Origin of the sequence: Kamptonema formosum PCC 10802 (assembly GCF_000332335.1) — a bacterium.
In the GTDB taxonomy this organism is placed as follows: Bacteria; Cyanobacteriota; Cyanobacteriia; order Cyanobacteriales; family Oscillatoriaceae; genus Oscillatoria.
Genome location: NZ_KB235948.1, coordinates 5,879,692 through 5,896,290, shown reverse-complemented (window position 1 = coordinate 5,896,290; position 16,599 = coordinate 5,879,692). Strand labels below are relative to the sequence as shown.

Genomic DNA, 16,599 nt, shown 5'->3' with positions numbered 1-16,599 from the left:
ATTAGTCAGGTACTGAGAAACCCGGTTTCTTAAAGTAACCGGGTTTCTGGGCCAAGCGCGGTTGCGCAAATCATTTAGAACTGCTATACCTTCAGCAGTAGGGTGCGCTCCGCTCTCGAAGGCCAGCTTCCAAGGAGCCATCGAACACGCGAACCGCACCCCAACCCTACCTCAGGAGGCTGACAGTGAATCTCTCTATTGCAGGCAACCAATTTCTGATCGAGCTGGAATGGTTCGAGCAGTTGCTGGCGTTTACCTTTGATAAAACGTTTCACATCCCCCTCGACCGCATCGAACGAGTCACCTCCGATGAACCCCAAAGTGACTGGGCCGAAATCCGCGCTCCGGGGACTTTTTTGCCCGGGGTGATTAAGGCGGGAACCTATTATAGCAAAAGAGGCAAGGAGTTTTGGTATGTGACCCGAGATAAAGATTATTTGACTCTGGAATTGAAGGACAATCCTTACAAGCGCATTGTTCTGACGGTTGACAGCAATGAAGCTTGGGTGGAGCGCATCAATGAGAGCAAATTGACGCCGAGCGATTTGTAAGGAAGAAGAACCTCACCCCCTAACCCCCTCTCCGCTTGCGGAGAGGGGGGACAGGAGGAAAGAGGAACGAGGAACGAGGAACGAGAAACGAGGAACGAGGAACGAGGAACGAGGAACGAGGAACGAGGACTGTGAAGCACAGGGGATTGCAGATGATCGGTGCGGTGAAGAGGAAAAAGATTGCTTTGACGGTTGCCGCCGGCACCCGGCTTTTTGCTATACTGGTAATAGGGGCGATTGAGGCGGACGACAGCAGCCGAATGCAAGGGATTAAAGAGGAGGGCGCTGCGGTAGACCTTGTGGCTTCTGGCTTCGAGTTTACAGAGGGGCCGGTGTGGCACCCGGACGGCTTCTTGCTGTTTAGCGATATTCCCGCCGATACTATCTATAAATGGACGCCCGGTGCCAAAACTGAGGTGTTTCGCCGGCCTTCTGGAAATGCCAATGGCAACACGCTTGATGCTGCGGGGCGCTTGATTACGGCTGAGCACAAGAACCGGCGCGTGTCGCGCACGGAAAAGGACGGCAAAATTGTGACGCTCGCTGAGCGCTACGAGGGAAAGCGGCTGAATAGTCCGAACGATATTGTGGTAAAATCAGAGGGGAGTATCTATTTTACAGACCCTCCCTACGGCATCAAGAAAGACCAGGAAGAGTTGGGGGTTTATGGGGTCTACCGGCTGGCACCGGATGGAACGCTGACTCTGCTTGTGAAGGACTTTGCCCGCCCGAATGGACTGGCTTTTTCTCCGGATGAGAAGAAACTCTATGTCAATGATTCGGAAAAGGGTCACATTCGCGTTTTCGATGTGAGTGCGGACGGAACTTTGGCAAACGGGCGCATTTTTGCGGAACTGAAAGATTCCAGTAAAGCCGGTGTGCCAGATGGGATGAAGGTGGATGTGCGGGGAAATGTTTACAGCACCGGCGCGGGGGGTGTTTGGGTTTTCTCGCCGGAAGGAAATTTGCTGGGCAAGATTGCAGTGCCAGAAACTACCACAAATCTGGCTTGGGGAGATGGCGACGGCAAAACGCTCTACATTACGGCGAATAAGAGCGTCTACCGCATCCGCTTGAAGGTGGCGGGGGTGCGGGCAGGGGCGGGTGAGAGTGCGTGGGGGAGTGCGACTCGGCTTTAGAAACCGGGGTTTCGCCGAAGTTACCCGGTTTCTGGAAGGGAGGACTAAAGCCCTGACTGCAAAGATAAAGATTTTATTTGAGTGGATGCCAATGATTCAAGTTGTGTGCTATATTAAGAGGCATAGCGTTATTTGCGGTGCCTGTGAATATGAGAGGCAAAACGACGCGGCGGAAATTTCTGCTCACCGGCGCTGTAGCAGCCGGTTCAGTTGTGGGATGTGCGGCGCTGGCGGGAAAGCACACCGGCAGCGATGCGCTACTCGCTTCTATTCCAAAGACGATGCCAGAACGAGTGCTGGGCAAAACCGGCGTGTCGGTGCCGGTTTTTGGGCTGGGGGGTGCCGGTCAAACTCCTCTGTCTAAGGAGGGACAAGAATCTGCCTCTGTGGCGATTATTGAAAAGGCGCTGCAGCTGGGGATTCGGTATTTCGACACTGCAGCTGAGTACGGATCGAGCGAACAGCATTTGGGAAAAGTGCTGCCGGCATACCGGGGGCAGATTTTTCTGGCGAGCAAAACTCACGCGCGAGACAGGGATGGGGCGTGGCGGCATTTGGAGCGAACCCTGAAGCGTTTGAAAACAGATTACCTGGATTTGTGGCAGCTGCACCACGTTTCCTACGACTCGGAATTGGATGATATTTTTAGCAAAACCGGCGCGATTCAAGCGGTGGAGGAGGCGAAGCAGCAGAAGCTGATTCGCTTTGCCGGCATTACGGGGCACCGGGAACCTGATATTATTGCAGAAGGGTTGCGCCGGTACACTTTCGACACAACACTGATTTGCGTCAGCGCGGCGGACCAACACCACCCGCGCCCGTTTATTCCGGGGGTGATGCCGGTGGCGCGCCAGCAAAATGTCGGCGTGATTGCGATGAAAGTGCCGGCTTATGGGCGCTTATTCAAAAATGGCGTGCTGGATGGGATGCACCAGGCGATGGGGTACACCCTTTCGGTTCCGGGGGTGCACTGCTGCGTGATTGCGGCGGAAAACCCGGAACAGCTGGAGTCTAACGTCAGGGTGGCGCAAGCTTTTAAGCCGCTGACGCCGGCGGAAATGGCTGCTATCGAGCAGCGCACTGCTGTCGCTTGGCGGGATAGCACGTTTTTTAGATCCTGGAGTTAAGAGGGTTGCTCGCTTTCCTCGTTCCCTGGCTGCGGCAAATATTAAAAAACCGAGTTTCTTAAAGAAACCCGGTTTCTGATCAGTCCCGTGTTATGCTTGATTGTGTCAGTCTACTTAACTTAAGAAAACCAACCTAGAGAGGAACACTCATGAGTCAAGACGCATCCAACTCGATGGATCTGTCAAACTCCAACACCGTGAAAAACCTGGACGCCGCCTTTGCCGGCGAATCGATGGCGAATCGGAAGTACCTGTATTTTGCCGAGGTCGTTAGCAAGCTAGGCTTTAAGGACCTGTCCAAACTGTTCAAAGAAACGGCTGCGCAAGAGACGGAACACGCTTTCGCTCACTTTTCCCTGCTGCATCCGGAACTGGTGGTGGCAAATCCGGCGGCGCTGACTGACGCCCAAAAGCAGGAAATTGCGGCTCGGTGTCTCTCTTTAGCGATTGAGGGCGAGACGTATGAATACACTACGATGTATCCGAACTTTGCGGCGGATGCGGTGCGCGACAGAGACGGTGCGGCGGTAGCGGAATTTGAAGCGCAAGCGAAAGAATCTGCCGATCACGCGCAGATATTCCGTCAAGCGGCTCAGCGTTTTGGCTTGCTGAAACATGTGGAGCAATTCCACGCCGAGCGCTATACGGAAGCGCTGCAAGAGTTGCAGGGAGAGACGCCGGCACCGCGCGCTGCTAGCAAGAATTTAGCGACAAGTCGCTGGATTTGCAAGAAGTGCAGCATGATTTACGATCCGGCGGAGGGCGATCCCGATTCCGGAATTGCGCCGGGGACTCCTTTTGAAGCGATTCCGGACAATTGGGTTTGCCCAATTTGCGGCGCGACTAAGAAAACGTTCGAGCCCATGCCAGAAAAGGCGGCGGCATAATTTTATTATAGCGTTTCTCATAGTGGTGCGGAGAACCCCGGTTTCGTAGGGGCGGGTTTCTCTACCATTAGTGTCAACTTAAGCTATGTCCCGTAGTCTCCCGGCGGTTGAAACCGCAGCTATACAGACAAAACCCGCAAGGCAAGGGTTTTAAGATTCTAGCTATTCTCTTAAGTCCGCGTAGGCGGACTTGGTTTGTATAGCCGCGATTTCAATCGCCAGGAGCTTAAGTTGACACCAATAGTCTCTGTACCCGCCCTCTTTCGGGGTTCTGGGGCGCACTTCATCCAACTGAGAGCTGCTATATATCATATCCCGCTCTTGTGGGGGGGGTTCTCCTCTCCGGGAAACCCACCCCACTTTCACCGCGTCGGAACGCACCCCACTCCTCGCACCGGCAATATCGAGCGCCAGCTAGCTGCGGAAAGATTAAACTATTCTAAAGAAGTTCCTCTCTCTTGTCAGCGCCTGTAAAAAACGCTACAATATAAGAGTGTTCAAACAAGTCTCTGTAGGGTGCCTTCCGCTTCAGGGAAACACTCCACTTCCACGGAGTCCTTTCAATGCGGAACGCACCCCACTCCTATATAAGAGTGCTCAAACAAGTTCGAGGAACCTGTAATGACCAAATCAATAGTTCAGCATGTGAACGAGCTGCCGGCTGGCGGGGTGACAGTTTCTGTCTTGCAGGCGCTGGATTTTGTGGTGCCGGGTGAGTGGAACAATTTAGTGGGCTTTGAAAATACGGTTCGGCAACTGACTGGGGAAACGAAAGCGGATAGGATTCAGCGAATTAGCGAGCGCGCCGTGTGGCTTTACAGCAATGAGGCTGAGGGATACCAGAAAGCCATGTGGGTTTATCAAACGATTGATAATGCCGATACCGCCCTGGGCGCAGCGGCGATGGCGAACAAAGTGAGTGAGAAAATATCGTTTTTGGGGTTTTTAAACAAGCTGACTCCCAAACCGGACACGCTGCAATCGATTGATTTGGCCCTGAAAATCGTGGGAGAATTAATTGCTTTCAGCGCCCTGAACAAAACCGCAGTTTATAATATTCCGGAATTTGTCAAGGGGCTGTCTAAATACCACAACGAGGCGCTGATGCGAATGGCGGCGCTCGTCTGTTTCGACGGGCTTTTGCCCCTCGGTCCCGACTTCATCAGGGTTGCCAGCTCAACGATTGCTGGGCTGAAGCCGGCTAACTTGCAAGACAATGCGGTCTACCAGCAAATTAGCAGCCAAATTCCAGGCGACAATATCCAGGGCCAAATCGACTTTATTGGAAACAGCTTTAAGGCAACGCAAGGCTGGATGGGCGGTTTGGTAAATTCGCGGGGATTGAAGCCAGAAGGCATTATTGCCAAACTGCAAGGGTTTGTGGATATTGCTGATGACAAGTTGGATTATGTTGCGGCTTTCCTCGACATGTCAACCAACTACTACCAGCACACCGGCACTCAAACTGTGGCGCGTTATGTAATTCAGCGAGCTGCGGCGCAAGTGAAGTAGACGGTATCCGTAGCGCAGGGGAGACGCCTGCACCGGCACCCGGAGTGCCGGTGTCTCGCCTGCGCCTAACAGTGAGGAATTGCCGGTGATTATATGGGAAGTTTTCTCGGCGATTGCGGGAGTTCCTGGCGATTGAAATCACGGCTATACAAACAAAGTCCGCCTACGCGGACTTAAGAGGAAACCTCACAGGCATCCCCACCCGCACCCGGAGTGCCGGCATTTCCCCTGCGCCTAACAGTGAGGAATTGCCGGCTGTTACAATAGATAAAGCTATAAATATTTACCGCACAGCGCTGGTTTAAAAGCTATGGAAACATTTCGGACAGTTGTCTCTGTCAGCAGGGACAGCAAAATAGAAATTCCCCTTCCCGATAACCTCCAGCCTGGATTAGTTGAAATTGTCGTTGTCCTGCAACCCGTCTCACCGGCACCAGAAATTACCCAGCCTGCTTCTGAACGTTTAGACCTATTTGGCTTCTTACCGGTGAGGGTTGAACCTCTTGCTTTTCAACAGCAACTTAGAGAAGAGTGGGATGAATAAATATTTGCTGGATACGCACTTCTGGATCGGAAAATCCAGTTATTCCTGATTCTTGCACAGTGAGTGCGTCGTGACTCATTGCGCGGAGGAATGCCACCACCGGCAAAGGAAACTGCTCATCTGCATAGAGTCAGGCCATAAATTAGATTTCCCGCTCCATCGCTTCTTCTTCCTCTCGCAGTGCCATTTCAATCTCTTCTTGATTTGCCTCCGCATAAGCCCAGACATTTACCAAGTCAACAGCATGAATGTGAGGGTAGAGCTGGAAAATTTCTGCATCCGTCGCCCCTTGCCGGCGCAAACTGACAAATAGCCAAACGGGAAGGCGAGTATTGGCAATGCAAGCGTCACCCCCGCACACGCCGGGAGTCTTGGTAATCCCACTAGAGCCGGTGCTTAAAGTTTGCGTTAAAGTCTGGATTACTTCAGCTTTTTCAGCAGGAGTTAGGGCAAGGAGTTGGGTTTTTAATTCTGCCAGTGTCATAGTTGAGAGCCCCACCGCCATAGAATATCTACTTCAAATTCTAACCGGCATCCCACTTTCCACCGGCACCCAAAACGCACCGGCACCCGAAGATCACCGGCACCCGTAGCGCAGGGATATTGCTGTGAAGTTAAAATCCCAGGCGATTGAAATCGCGGCTATACAAACGAAGTCCGCCTTCGCGGACTTCTAAGAGAAAACCCCACCGGCACCCCACAACCCCCGACGTAGCGCAGGCGTCTCGCCTGCGCCCTCCTGCGCCCCCCTGCGCGTTAACCTTTCCTCCCCAGAAATAGGTGTGGGGACGAGACATTCGGCGTTCGTACATACCGGTCGAGCTCAGAACTCGAACGATGGAGCTCTGAGCTCGGACAATGGAGCTCGGAACTCGAACGATGGAGCTCAGAACTCGAACAATGGAGCTCCGAGCTCGAACGATGGAGCTCCGAGCTCGAACGATGGAGCTCGGAGCTCGGACGATGGAGCTCGGAGCTCGGACGATGGAGCTCGGAGCTCGGACGATGGACCTCAGAGCTCGAACGATGGAGCTCGGAGCTCGAACGATGGAGCTCCGAGCTTGTAGCGAAATTCTCCTATGCCCAGTGCCCCATGCGAGCGTGCGAGCGTGCCCCATGCCCTATGCCCCATGCCCAGTGCCCCTCTCCCAGACATACTTGCGGCAAGTCTCGCAAGCTTGCCGCTCCACGTCAGTCTGAGGATCTCGGAAAACCGGATGGTAGCGCAGCCGGTCGCACGCTACCTGCAGCCACGCTTCCCAATTCCCCCGCCACAACCGCACAGTCCCGTCCCATCCGCCGCTGACAATGATTTGGCCATCCGGACTGAATGCCACTGAGAAAACATAATTCTCGTGCCCTTGGAAGAGTGCTAACAGGGGGTTGCCGGCAAGATCCCACAGCCGCACAGTCCCGTCCAATCCGCCGCTGACAATGGTTTGGCCATTCCGACTGAATGCGACTGAGCTGACAGGACGCTCGTGCCTTTGGAAGGGTGCGCCCAGAGCTTTGCCGGCAAGATCCCACAGCCGCACAGTCCCGTCCGTTCCGCCGCTGACAATCGTTTGGCCATCCGGACTGAATGCGACTGAGAGGACATAACCCTTGTGTCCTATGAAGGGTGCTAACAGGGCGTTGCCGGCAAGATCCCACAGCCGCACAGTCCCGTCCGTTCCGCCGCTGACAATCGTTTGGCTATCCGGACTGAATGCGACTGAGAGGACATAACCCTTGTGCCCTGTGAGGGGTGCTAACAGGGCTTTGCCGGCACAGTCCCACAGCCGCACTGTCCCGTCCCATCCGCCGCTGACAATGATTTGGCCATCCGGACTGAATGCGACTGAGCTGACAGAACCCTCGTGCCCTGTGAAGGGTGCTAACAGGGGGTTGCCGGCACTGTCCCACAGCCGCACAGTCCCGTCCATTCCGCCGCTGACAATGGTTTGGCCATCCGGACTGAATGCGACTGAGCTGACAGAACCCTTGTGCCCTGTCAAGGGTGCTAACAGCGCGTTGCCGGCACAGTCCCACAGCCGCACAGTCCCGTCAGATCCGCCGCTGACAATGGTTTCGCCATCCGGACTGAATGCGACTGAGAGGACATAATCCTTGTGCCCTTTCAAGGGTGCGCCCAGGGGGTTGCCGGCACGGTCCCACAGCCGCACAGTCCCGTCCATTCCGCCGCTGACAATCATTTTGCCATCCGGACTGAATGCGACTGAGCGGACAGAACCCTTGTGCCCTTTAAGAAGATTGCGCTCTCGGGCGGCTTCTACAGCCACCCGCAGGCTAGACTGAACCTCGGGCAGAACTTCCCCGCGCCGTTTCCCCGGGTATTCGTCTAAATTCATCCCCACGGTTTGAATCGCCAGCACCAAAGCGTCCACGGATTTCTCCGGCAGTAAATCCAAGATTCTGGCAGCTTGCTCTCGCAGTTTGGTATCGGTGAGTGCCTGTGCCTGTTTCAGATTCTTGCTGTGCTCTTCTTTGTCTCTGAGATCGCGCTCTTTGTCGCTGTTGCTCTCTTCAATCAGCTCTCTTGCCGTAACTGACAGTTCCTGTGAATAAGATTTCAAAAACACCGCAGCATTATCTAACCGATATCCCAACAGTAAATACTTCCGTTGACGCCCATTCTCTTCCCATATCTTCGCCTCACTCTCAATCTGCCGCCGGCGGTGCTCCATCTCTCGCTTCTCATTCAGCCATTGCTGCAACAGCTGCCAGTGGCGAATCAGCGCCTCGTGGGCCACCTCGACCACCGGCACAGATGCAGCGGTAGACTCCCGACTCGTCACCACTAATTTCTTATCCGCCAACTTCTGCACCACCCTCTCAACCAGATCCCGTGAAAATTTAGCCGAGGCGAGATCCGCCAAAGGCACCCGGCGGCGGGTATCCTCCGCACCTTCCCCTAAATGCGTCAGTTGAACAAAAATCAGCTCCGCTGCCTGTTTCTCCTCCTCCGACAGGGATTGATAAACCTCCTCCGCTCGGTTTTGCAGCGTTCCGCTCACCCCACCCAGTCGCGTATAGGCTCCCTCCGTCAGCCGATTCAGATGCTCCGTTCGCCCCTCCCAAAGTAGCATTAGCGCGTACTGCAACAGGGGCAAACTTCCCAGCAAGTCTTTCACATCCGCAATCATCCGCTGTACCAGTTCCGGCTGGATTTCCAAGCCTACCTGTTGCGCCGGTTCCTCGATCGCTTCCCTTAACTCCGCCTCCGTCATTGGCCGCACAATCACCTGATGCTCCTGAATCTGCTTGGCTAAACCGGCATACTCCCGCTCAGTACATTTGCCCAAGAAATCCGAGCGCATCACAAGTATTGCGCAAACGTCCAAACCCTGTAGGGGCGAAGCATCCAGCGATTCCGCCCCGCACGCTTCGCCCGTGGGATTCACCGCTGCCATCAGGCACTCAAAAAACTGCTGCCTTTTTGTGTCGTCCTCACACAGAGTAAAGACTTCCTCAAACTGATCCACCACCAGCAGCACCCTCACCCCTTGTTGCTGGGGGATGAGGGAGGCGAGCGCCTTCTTTAGGCTTTCCAGGGGATGCTCGCCCGGAGTCATTACCGCATATTTCCATCCCTGCGATTCTGGTAACGCCCCTTGCTTGAGCTTGTGGAGCAAACCCGCCCTGACGACAGAAGACTTGCCACTTCCCGACGCCCCCAACACCGCCAGGAAGTTTGAGGACTTTACCTTCTCTATCAACTCGCCAGTCAGTGCTGACCGGCCTTTAAAAAATTCCGCATCTCTGTCACTCTCATCAAAGTATTGCAGCCCCTTGTAGGGACAGATATCTGCCAAAACGGGATTCGTCGCTGTCAGGGTAATCTCGCTCTCCGGACTGGCACAAACCGGCACTTGCAGCGTTCCTTTCAGTTCTTGCCTGATAAAATCTACCAGAGAGTAGCTTGTCACACAGTTGCGGGGTTTCCCCTCCGGGTTCAGTCCTTTCAGCAAAGCCCCCGTCAGCAGCGAATGCCTGGGCCCACCCCCTCCGTGTTCTGGCGGGTAGTGGGAGCCTGCATCGCGATTGCCCCCACTCTGCTCATAAGCAACCTGATAAGGCTGTGAGGCGGCAATGAAACAGCGGGCTTTTTGGCCCAGATCGTCCTCCCTAAAATTGAACAGCTTCCCACTGTAGCAGCAATCGAGTATAATAATCTGCTGCCGCACGGGACTGTCTTGCAAGATTTGGCGCAACCGTTTCAGCGAGAAGCGCCCCAAATCTTCTCTTCTGGGAGTAGCCTCACTGGTTAGCAAAAAGCCTTCTGTATCGTTCCTTACCTTTCCGCGATGGCCATGTCCAGCAAAATACAGCAGCGCCGTGTGGGGCGGTGGGTTGTTTCCCTTTGGCTGGAAGATGTTTTCGATTGCTGTTTCCAGTTCCTGTAGTGTTACGCTTCTTTTTGGAGCGACTTGCGACTTATTATCATCAGACAGGGGAAGCTCTGGCAATCGGGTGACTTGGAAGGTACTATAGTCTAAAAGGAGTTTGGCCACCGCCTCCGCATCAGACGCCGCCTTCTCTAGATTTTTGTGCGGTTGTGCCGGTGTGTCCCCCAGCTGGGGATATAGATTGATGCCCACCACTAACGCTTGCCGCGTCATAAGCGCCAAATCCATTAAAATTAAATTAGCTCGCTCTCAATTATATCCCTAGCCCCACCACCTCCTCTATGGACACATCGGCTGCAAAAATACTGCTGGCGCTGTTGCTGGCTCTCACAGAGATAGAACCAACCCTGATTAGTCTTGATGACCAGTCCCGATTGGCCAATCTGGGACAGCAACTAGCCCTTCCTGAGCGAGACTGGGAATTTGCCCAACAGTGTCTCATGCACCTTCTTGACGCCAATCCCGTGTTCAAGCCGCTGTATGAAGAAGTCAAATCTCAATTAGATTCTCTAGATGAAAAAAGCCTGCTCAATTTCTGCGATTTATTACCCACCCCAAAACAGCTCCAAAAAGTCTTGTCCCCTTCTGACTATCTAGTGCCTCGTGGGTACAAACCGAGTGGCAACTCCGACGAAACCAAAAGCCTGGAAATCCCCAACCAGTCTTTGCCAATCCTGACCGGCATCCTGGACAAGCCACAGCAGGCAGAAAAAATTTTACCTTTTAATAAGATGAAAACATTCCTCCAGACTTTCGGGAGGGCTAATAACCAGAGCCGCAAGTCAGAATAGGTTATGGAGCTTGCCAAGTCCGGCTGATTAAACCATTTATCTCAGAACCATCCATGAGCGACATCATCTATCCCACCCTGGATCTCTTTCTCTACGACTTGCGCAATGGCTTAGGCGACAGTCAAAAAGAAATCGGCAATAATCGAGAGACTTTTCAAACCAAGCTGCCTAAAGATGTTCAGCAAAACCTGTTTGAATTAGACACAGATTTTGATGCTGAATATGTGCGTCTACTAGCATCCGAAACCAGCGATTTTGCAGGAGGCAGCAAACCCTTCCTCATGAAGGGCTATTACTATCCCGTGCGCATCGGAGATACTTATGGATTGCTGCTAGACTGCTCCGTTGACAACAAAACTGAAGCTCAAACAGTCAGCTGCATAGCCGCACTCAAAAAGGAAATCCTCGAAGTACAATTGAACAATCAAACCCCTTCCATCGGGCAAACCTGGATGATTTCTGGGCAACTGCCCAGTGCCGCGACAAAAACCACCGAAGAGATTGAACAAGTGGCAAAAACATGCTACAATTCATTAATGCCTGATTCAAAGTGGGAGCATGACTTGGAAGGGAAAGGAGAATTTTTGGGGGCAACTATCTTTGAGCTGTGGCGATACCGATTGTTGATGAAAGAGGAAAATAAAAACCCAGCAAATATCCAAAGCATCCAAGATAACCAGCACGTTTTCATTGTATTATATCCTGATGAAGAGACAGCCAAAAAAGGGGCAGCTTTTTATGACGACTGGCTGCGGTTATTTTGCTATCGCAACAAAATCCTATGGGCTTACGGCCAGAGCCGACTGCTGAAGCAATCGAGTGGGCTGAATTTTATCAAAATTCAAAGCAGCTTACAATTCCTCAAACCAGAGCAGCCTAAACTTCCAGATTTCAAAAAACTCCAGAAAACTTTGCAACAGGTGCAGGATACCTTAACTGCCTATATAATTCAGCTCAATGAACTCGATTTTCAAACCCTCACGATTGACATCAATCTGAGCAATTATGCAAAACGCCTGGATACCATCGATAAAAAAGCTGGTGAGAAATTGGAGTTCTTGAGGAAATTCAGTGAAATAGGTAGTAAAAAATACCTGCTACAGGTGCAAAAGGATTCTGAGAATCTGCAACTGGGATTAAGATTGCAAGAAGATCTGATTATTGCGATTCGCAGCCGCGTCGAAGTAGAGAAAGCCGAGCGCGAGAGCATCTTTCAAAACAGCGTCGCAATTGTCGGCGTCGGACTGGGGGCTACCTCAATCCTTGCGGCTTTACCCGGATTTCAAGAGATTGCGAAAAACGATACCCTAAAGTCAGGACTTTCCAATTATATGCCCGTTCCGGACGCCTGGTTAACCCTAACCGTGGCATTGATTTATAGTGCCGGTTCAGCCCTAATATTTGGGACACTCACCGGCATCATCATTTGGCTGCGACAGCGCTTCCGTTAACCCAGCTCGCAATTCAGCCGGTGCAGCCTTAAGTCCACACCGGCGCACCTCATTTGACGAACCGGCATTTCCATCGCCCGCATCTATCGCAATCTTAAGTCCGCGAAGGCGGACTTCGTTTGTGTAGCCGCGATTTCAATCGCCGGGATCTCCCGCAATCAGCGAACTTTCCCCACACCGGCGCACCTCATTTGACGAGCCGGTATTTCCATCGCCCGACTCTATCACAATCTTAAGTCCGCGCAGGCGGACTTCGTTTGTGTAGCCGCGATTTCAATCGCCAGGAACACCCGCAATCAGCGAACTTTCCCCACACCGGCGGACTTCGTTTGTCGCAGTAAATTTCCAATCCTCAGGGTATAGCGGACACAGAATCCCCCCAACCTCCCACAATCATTTCAATCCAAAATCCCAAATCCAAAATCCAAAATCCCCCTACCGAGAACCCGCCGCAGTCGCCAAACTCCCCCTACCCTCAAGCAGCGACGACGCCGCACTCACCACCAACTGACCGGCACCCGAAAAAAACTGCCGGTCAAGCGTTGCCGGTGTATCGCTTCCCTTGTGATAGTGAGGCGTCCGCAAATTCGCCGTATCCGTCACCAAAACCGCCCCAATATTATTATACCAAAAAGGCGCATGATCGCTGCGCAAAACATCTGGAGCCAGCACCCCCTTCAAAGGCACCGGCAGCGAAAGAACCGCCGGCATCCCCAAACCAACCCCCTTAACCCTCCCCCCACCAAATCGCTCAAAAGCCTCCAACAGAGGGCGGTGCTCCACATCCCCAACCACAGCCAAAAAATCCCCCTTATCCCCTGGCGACTTCACCGGCATCCCTTTCGGATACTGCTGGCATCCCGCATCGTGACAGGCATAGCCAACCATATCCAAAACAATCGCCCCCCGCAACTCCTTCAAAGACAAATCCCCCCCAGTAAACGCCAAACTCCCCCGCAAACCCAACTCCTCCTCATCAAAAAACGCCACCCAAAGCGCCCGTGGCGTCTTTTGCGACCCCAAAACACGAGCCACCTCCAAAACCGCCGCCACACCAGAAGCATTATCATCAGCCCCTGGCGAACCCGGAACCGTATCGTAGTGCGCCCCCACCAGAATCGCACCGGCATTTGGATCGGTTCCCGCCCGCTGCGCCCAAACATTCACCCCACCCTCAAACGCCTGCAGTTGCGGAGTCCAACCCCAAGACAGCAACTGCTGAGAAATATACTCCCTAACCCGCTGCCGGTCCTCCTCCCGGTAGCGCTCAAAATCCAGCGCCCTCACATGCGCGAGCAACCTTTCCGGCGAGACTGCCGACGAAATTGCCGGTGCGTAACCCTCAGCAACAGCTTTATCACTCAAAGGCGGAAGCGCCTTTTCCCACAAATGATGTAAGGACCGGCTCTCACCGGACACCGGCAGCCCCCTGACCGGCGATTGCAACTGCTTCCAGTACCAGCCGGTGCCGGCACTGACCGCTATTGCCAAAACCGCCAAAAACCCCAACCAGATCCGCTTTTTCATTTCCGTCAATTTGGCATAAATTTTATAGCGGTGTTTCAGTTGGATGAAGTACATGCCAGAAACCCGGTTTCTTTAAGAAACCGGGTTTCTAAGTACCTCACTCAGATGAAAAACGCTATATATTTTTTATTTTGAGAATAGCCGGTTACGCTTCGCTAACCCACCCTACTGGGCTGGGGTTAGGGGGTGGGGTTCCCCACCAGCAAACCCAAAAAAAGGAGGGTGATGCTCCCGCACCACCCCATCACAGAAAATGTAGGGTGCGTTCCGCTTTGCGGAACGCACCCTACCACTACCACTACTAATTACAGCTGAGGGACAAACTGTTCCTTCTCAGGAACATCCGCATACTCAGCCACGATTTGACGGAACTCCTCGCCATCAATCGTTTCCTTCTCAATCAGCAAATCAACAAGCCGGTCAATCACCTCGCGATTTTCCCGCATAATCCGCTTCGCCTCAGCGTAGCAAGACTCCACAATCGAGCGAACAGCAACATCAATCCGGGAAGCAATATCCTCAGAATATTCCGAGCGGGTCATAAAATCCCGACCCAAAAACACCTCGCCCTGCTGGCTTTCCAGAGACAGCGGACCGAGTTCCGACATCCCGAAGCGAGTCACCATCTGGCGAGCCATTCCCGTCACCTGTTGCAGGTCATTACCGGCACCGGTGGTCACCTCAGCATCGCCAAAAATCACATCTTCAGCCGCACGACCGCCCAAAGCGCCGGTGATGCGAGCCTTCAGCTGAGAGCGAGAAATCAAACTCTGGTCCTCTCCCGGCATAAACCAAGTCAGACCGCGAGCTTGACCGCGAGGGACCAGAGTCACCTTCTGAACCGGATCGTGCTCTTTGAGCAAAGTGCCAACAATCGCGTGACCGATTTCGTGATAGGCAATCAAGCGCTTGCTCTTGCTGTCAACCAGGGGAGTGCCTTCCATACCGGCAACCACCCGGTCCACCGCATCATCAATTTCCAGCATCGTGATCGCCTCTTTGCGCCGGCGGGCGGTGAGAATCGCCGCTTCATTCAGCAAATTGGCCAAATCAGCGCCGCTGAAACCCGGAGTGCGGCGGGCGATGGCTTCCAGAGAGATTTCCGGAGCCAGCTTCTTGTTGCGAGCGTGGACATTGAGGATTTCCAACCGGCCCTTGATATCCGGAGTGTCCACCGTCACCTGCCGGTCGAACCGGCCCGGGCGAAGCAGAGCCGCATCCAGCACATCGGGGCGGTTCGTCGCCGCTATTATAATGATGCCGGTGTTGCCCTCGAACCCGTCCATCTCAGTCAGCAGCTGGTTCAGAGTTTGCTCCCGCTCGTCATTTCCGCCGCCGATCCCCGCACCGCGCTGCCGGCCCACCGCGTCAATTTCATCAATAAAGATGATGCAGGGGGCGTTTTCCTTAGCCTTCTTGAACAAGTCGCGCACGCGGGAAGCGCCCACACCCACGAACATTTCCACGAATTCCGAGCCAGAAATGCTGAAGAACGGCACACCGGCTTCACCAGCGATCGCCTTAGCGAGCAGAGTTTTGCCCGTTCCCGGAGGGCCAACCAGCAGGACGCCCTTAGGAATGCGAGCCCCAACTGCAGTAAAGCGTTCCGGCTTTTTCAGGAAGGTGACAACTTCCTGGAGTTCTTCCTTAGCTTCTTCAATGCCAGCCACATCATCGAACAGCACGCCGGTTTTCGCCTCCATGCTGAAGCGAGCCCGGGACTTGCCGAAATTCATGGCCTGACCTGGCCCGCCCGGCACATTATTAGAGCGGCGGAAGAGGAAAAACAGACCTGCCATCAGCAGAATGGGAAACACCAAATTGCCCAACAGACCCCAGATAGCCCCATCATTGCGAAGCGGGTGAGTGTCGAAGCTGATATTGGACTCTCTGAGACGGGCAATCAGTTGTGGGGCATTCGCCGGCAAATCCACCCGCAGGCGCTGCACGCGGTTGTCCAGTTCCGGATCGACCGCTTCCACAATCGCCGTCCGCCCGCCCTCGTACAAGTCCACACTGGTAATGCGACCGGCGTCTAGGTATTCGAGAAAGCGCCCGTAGGTCATGCGGGTATTGGCCGCGTTCTTACCCGCCTCGACAGCAGTGGAGGCAAACACCCCTTGCCACAGGAAAAACCCGATGACCAAAGCTGGCAACGCCCACAAAAGGATGATTCTCCAGGAAATTTTCATAGATGGTGGCCTCTATATATCGAATCCAACAAGTCGGTGTCCCTCAGTTAGGATGGCGCGATTGAGCAAATCCAGACTCTTGCAGCAGTGGCCCTCTCGCCGCTTGGCCCATTTTGCCCAGCTGGGCTGGCCTGCAGTGGGCGCTAGCTGAGAAAGCCGGTTTTTGCTCAAATCTTAATCAAATTTAACGTATCTATAAGAATACGGGCAAGTGGCCGCACCCCCTCACCGTTGGCCCACAGTTCGTAGTTGGGCTTTAGCCCAAAAGTTCGTAGTTGGGCTTCAGCCCAACCGTTCGTAGTTGGGCTGAAGCCCAAAGGTTCGTAGTTGGGCTTTAGCCCAAAATTCGCAGTTGGGCTTCAGCCCAAAGGTTCGTAGTTGGGCTTTAGCCCAAAGGTTCGTAGTTGGGCTTTAGCCCAAAGGTTCGTAGTTGGGCTTTAGCCCAAAGGTTCGTAGTTGGGCTTTAGCC

General features: G+C 53.6%; 14 protein-coding genes and 1 pseudogene. 9 read left to right on the top strand and 6 right to left on the bottom strand.

The window, feature by feature from the left end; genetic code table 11:
• The first annotated feature begins 185 nt into the window (after window positions 1-185).
• From OSC10802_RS0125935 to OSC10802_RS0125900, 7 genes are all read left to right on the top strand, one after another.
• The gene (locus OSC10802_RS0125935; protein ID WP_017719692.1) at window positions 186-551 is read left to right on the top strand and encodes a hypothetical protein; all 366 of its coding nucleotides are present in this window, start codon (window positions 186-188) and stop codon (window positions 549-551) included.
• A 131-nt stretch (window positions 552-682) separates the two neighbouring features.
• The gene (locus OSC10802_RS0125930) at window positions 683-1,690 is read left to right on the top strand and encodes an SMP-30/gluconolactonase/LRE family protein (RefSeq protein WP_232731756.1); all 1,008 of its coding nucleotides are present in this window, start codon (window positions 683-685) and stop codon (window positions 1,688-1,690) included.
• 149 nt (window positions 1,691-1,839) lie between these two features.
• The gene (locus tag OSC10802_RS0125925; RefSeq protein WP_017719690.1) at window positions 1,840-2,817 is read left to right on the top strand and encodes an aldo/keto reductase; all 978 of its coding nucleotides are present in this window, start codon (window positions 1,840-1,842) and stop codon (window positions 2,815-2,817) included.
• Between the two features lie 149 nt (window positions 2,818-2,966).
• Window positions 2,967-3,704 carry a rubrerythrin family protein gene (locus OSC10802_RS56735; RefSeq protein WP_017719689.1) on the top strand — a complete coding sequence of 246 codons (738 nt, stop codon included), beginning with the start codon at window positions 2,967-2,969 and terminating at the stop codon, window positions 3,702-3,704.
• Window positions 3,705-4,325: 621 nt separating this feature from the next.
• Window positions 4,326-5,216, top strand: a complete 891-nt coding sequence (locus OSC10802_RS0125910; RefSeq protein ID WP_017719687.1) for a hypothetical protein — start codon at window positions 4,326-4,328, stop codon at window positions 5,214-5,216.
• 113 nt (window positions 5,217-5,329) lie between these two features.
• Window positions 5,330-5,521, top strand: coding sequence for a hypothetical protein (locus OSC10802_RS0125905; protein WP_017719686.1), 192 nt, complete (start codon window positions 5,330-5,332; stop codon window positions 5,519-5,521).
• Between the two features lie 5 nt (window positions 5,522-5,526).
• A complete protein-coding gene (locus OSC10802_RS0125900) occupies window positions 5,527-5,760 on the top strand; it encodes a hypothetical protein (protein WP_017719685.1) in 234 nt (77 codons plus the stop codon).
• On the opposite strand, the pseudogene OSC10802_RS55865 reads toward OSC10802_RS0125900, so the two are convergent.
• The 4 genes and pseudogenes from OSC10802_RS55865 to OSC10802_RS44835 form a co-directional block, all read right to left on the bottom strand.
• Window positions 5,738-5,878 (bottom strand): annotated as a pseudogene (locus OSC10802_RS55865) (DUF5615 family PIN-like protein); the annotation flags it as partial. The gene OSC10802_RS0125900 and the pseudogene OSC10802_RS55865 sit on opposite strands and share 23 nt — an antisense overlap.
• 24 nt (window positions 5,879-5,902) lie before the next feature.
• Complete coding sequence (locus tag OSC10802_RS0125895) at window positions 5,903-6,244, bottom strand: DUF433 domain-containing protein (protein ID WP_026098808.1); 342 nt, start codon at window positions 6,242-6,244, stop codon at window positions 5,903-5,905.
• Between the two features lie 130 nt (window positions 6,245-6,374).
• Complete coding sequence (locus OSC10802_RS51070) at window positions 6,375-6,572, bottom strand: hypothetical protein (protein WP_155968379.1); 198 nt, start codon at window positions 6,570-6,572, stop codon at window positions 6,375-6,377.
• A gap of 309 nt (window positions 6,573-6,881) precedes the next feature.
• Complete coding sequence (locus OSC10802_RS44835; protein WP_017719683.1) at window positions 6,882-10,397, bottom strand: nSTAND1 domain-containing NTPase; 3,516 nt, start codon at window positions 10,395-10,397, stop codon at window positions 6,882-6,884.
• Window positions 10,398-10,450: 53 nt separating this feature from the next.
• On the opposite strand from OSC10802_RS44835, the gene OSC10802_RS0125885 reads away from it, so the two are divergent.
• Both OSC10802_RS0125885 and OSC10802_RS41805 read left to right on the top strand, forming a co-directional pair.
• Window positions 10,451-10,960: a hypothetical protein gene (locus OSC10802_RS0125885; protein ID WP_017719682.1), complete on the top strand. Its 510-nt coding sequence runs from the start codon at window positions 10,451-10,453 to the stop codon at window positions 10,958-10,960.
• A gap of 53 nt (window positions 10,961-11,013) precedes the next feature.
• Window positions 11,014-12,411 (top strand): hypothetical protein, encoded by a 1,398-nt coding sequence (locus tag OSC10802_RS41805; RefSeq protein ID WP_017719681.1) that lies wholly within the window; start codon window positions 11,014-11,016, stop codon window positions 12,409-12,411.
• Window positions 12,412-12,846: 435 nt separating this feature from the next.
• On the opposite strand, the gene OSC10802_RS0125875 is transcribed toward OSC10802_RS41805, so the two are convergent.
• A complete protein-coding gene (locus tag OSC10802_RS0125875; RefSeq protein WP_017719680.1) occupies window positions 12,847-13,992 on the bottom strand; it encodes a M20/M25/M40 family metallo-hydrolase in 1,146 nt (381 codons plus the stop codon).
• A gap of 251 nt (window positions 13,993-14,243) precedes the next feature.
• The gene (ftsH2, locus tag OSC10802_RS0125870) at window positions 14,244-16,130 is read right to left on the bottom strand and encodes an ATP-dependent zinc metalloprotease FtsH2 (RefSeq protein ID WP_017719679.1); all 1,887 of its coding nucleotides are present in this window, start codon (window positions 16,128-16,130) and stop codon (window positions 14,244-14,246) included.
• Window positions 16,131-16,599 lie beyond the last annotated feature (469 nt).

Coding starts and splice junctions, on each gene's coding strand:
- OSC10802_RS0125925 (WP_017719690.1), top strand. CDS start 1,840: ATGAGAGGCAAAACGACGCGGCGGAAATTTCTGCTCACCGGCGCTGTA.
- OSC10802_RS56735 (WP_017719689.1), top strand. CDS start 2,967: ATGAGTCAAGACGCATCCAACTCGATGGATCTGTCAAACTCCAACACC.
- OSC10802_RS0125910 (WP_017719687.1), top strand. CDS start 4,326: ATGACCAAATCAATAGTTCAGCATGTGAACGAGCTGCCGGCTGGCGGG.
- OSC10802_RS0125900 (WP_017719685.1), top strand. CDS start 5,527: ATGGAAACATTTCGGACAGTTGTCTCTGTCAGCAGGGACAGCAAAATA.
- OSC10802_RS0125895 (WP_026098808.1), bottom strand. CDS start 6,244: ATGACACTGGCAGAATTAAAAACCCAACTCCTTGCCCTAACTCCTGCT.
- OSC10802_RS51070 (WP_155968379.1), bottom strand. CDS start 6,572: ATGTACGAACGCCGAATGTCTCGTCCCCACACCTATTTCTGGGGAGGA.
- OSC10802_RS44835 (WP_017719683.1), bottom strand. CDS start 10,397: ATGGATTTGGCGCTTATGACGCGGCAAGCGTTAGTGGTGGGCATCAAT.
- OSC10802_RS0125885 (WP_017719682.1), top strand. CDS start 10,451: ATGGACACATCGGCTGCAAAAATACTGCTGGCGCTGTTGCTGGCTCTC.
- OSC10802_RS41805 (WP_017719681.1), top strand. CDS start 11,014: ATGAGCGACATCATCTATCCCACCCTGGATCTCTTTCTCTACGACTTG.
- OSC10802_RS0125875 (WP_017719680.1), bottom strand. CDS start 13,992: ATGTACTTCATCCAACTGAAACACCGCTATAAAATTTATGCCAAATTG.
- ftsH2 (WP_017719679.1), bottom strand. CDS start 16,130: ATGAAAATTTCCTGGAGAATCATCCTTTTGTGGGCGTTGCCAGCTTTG.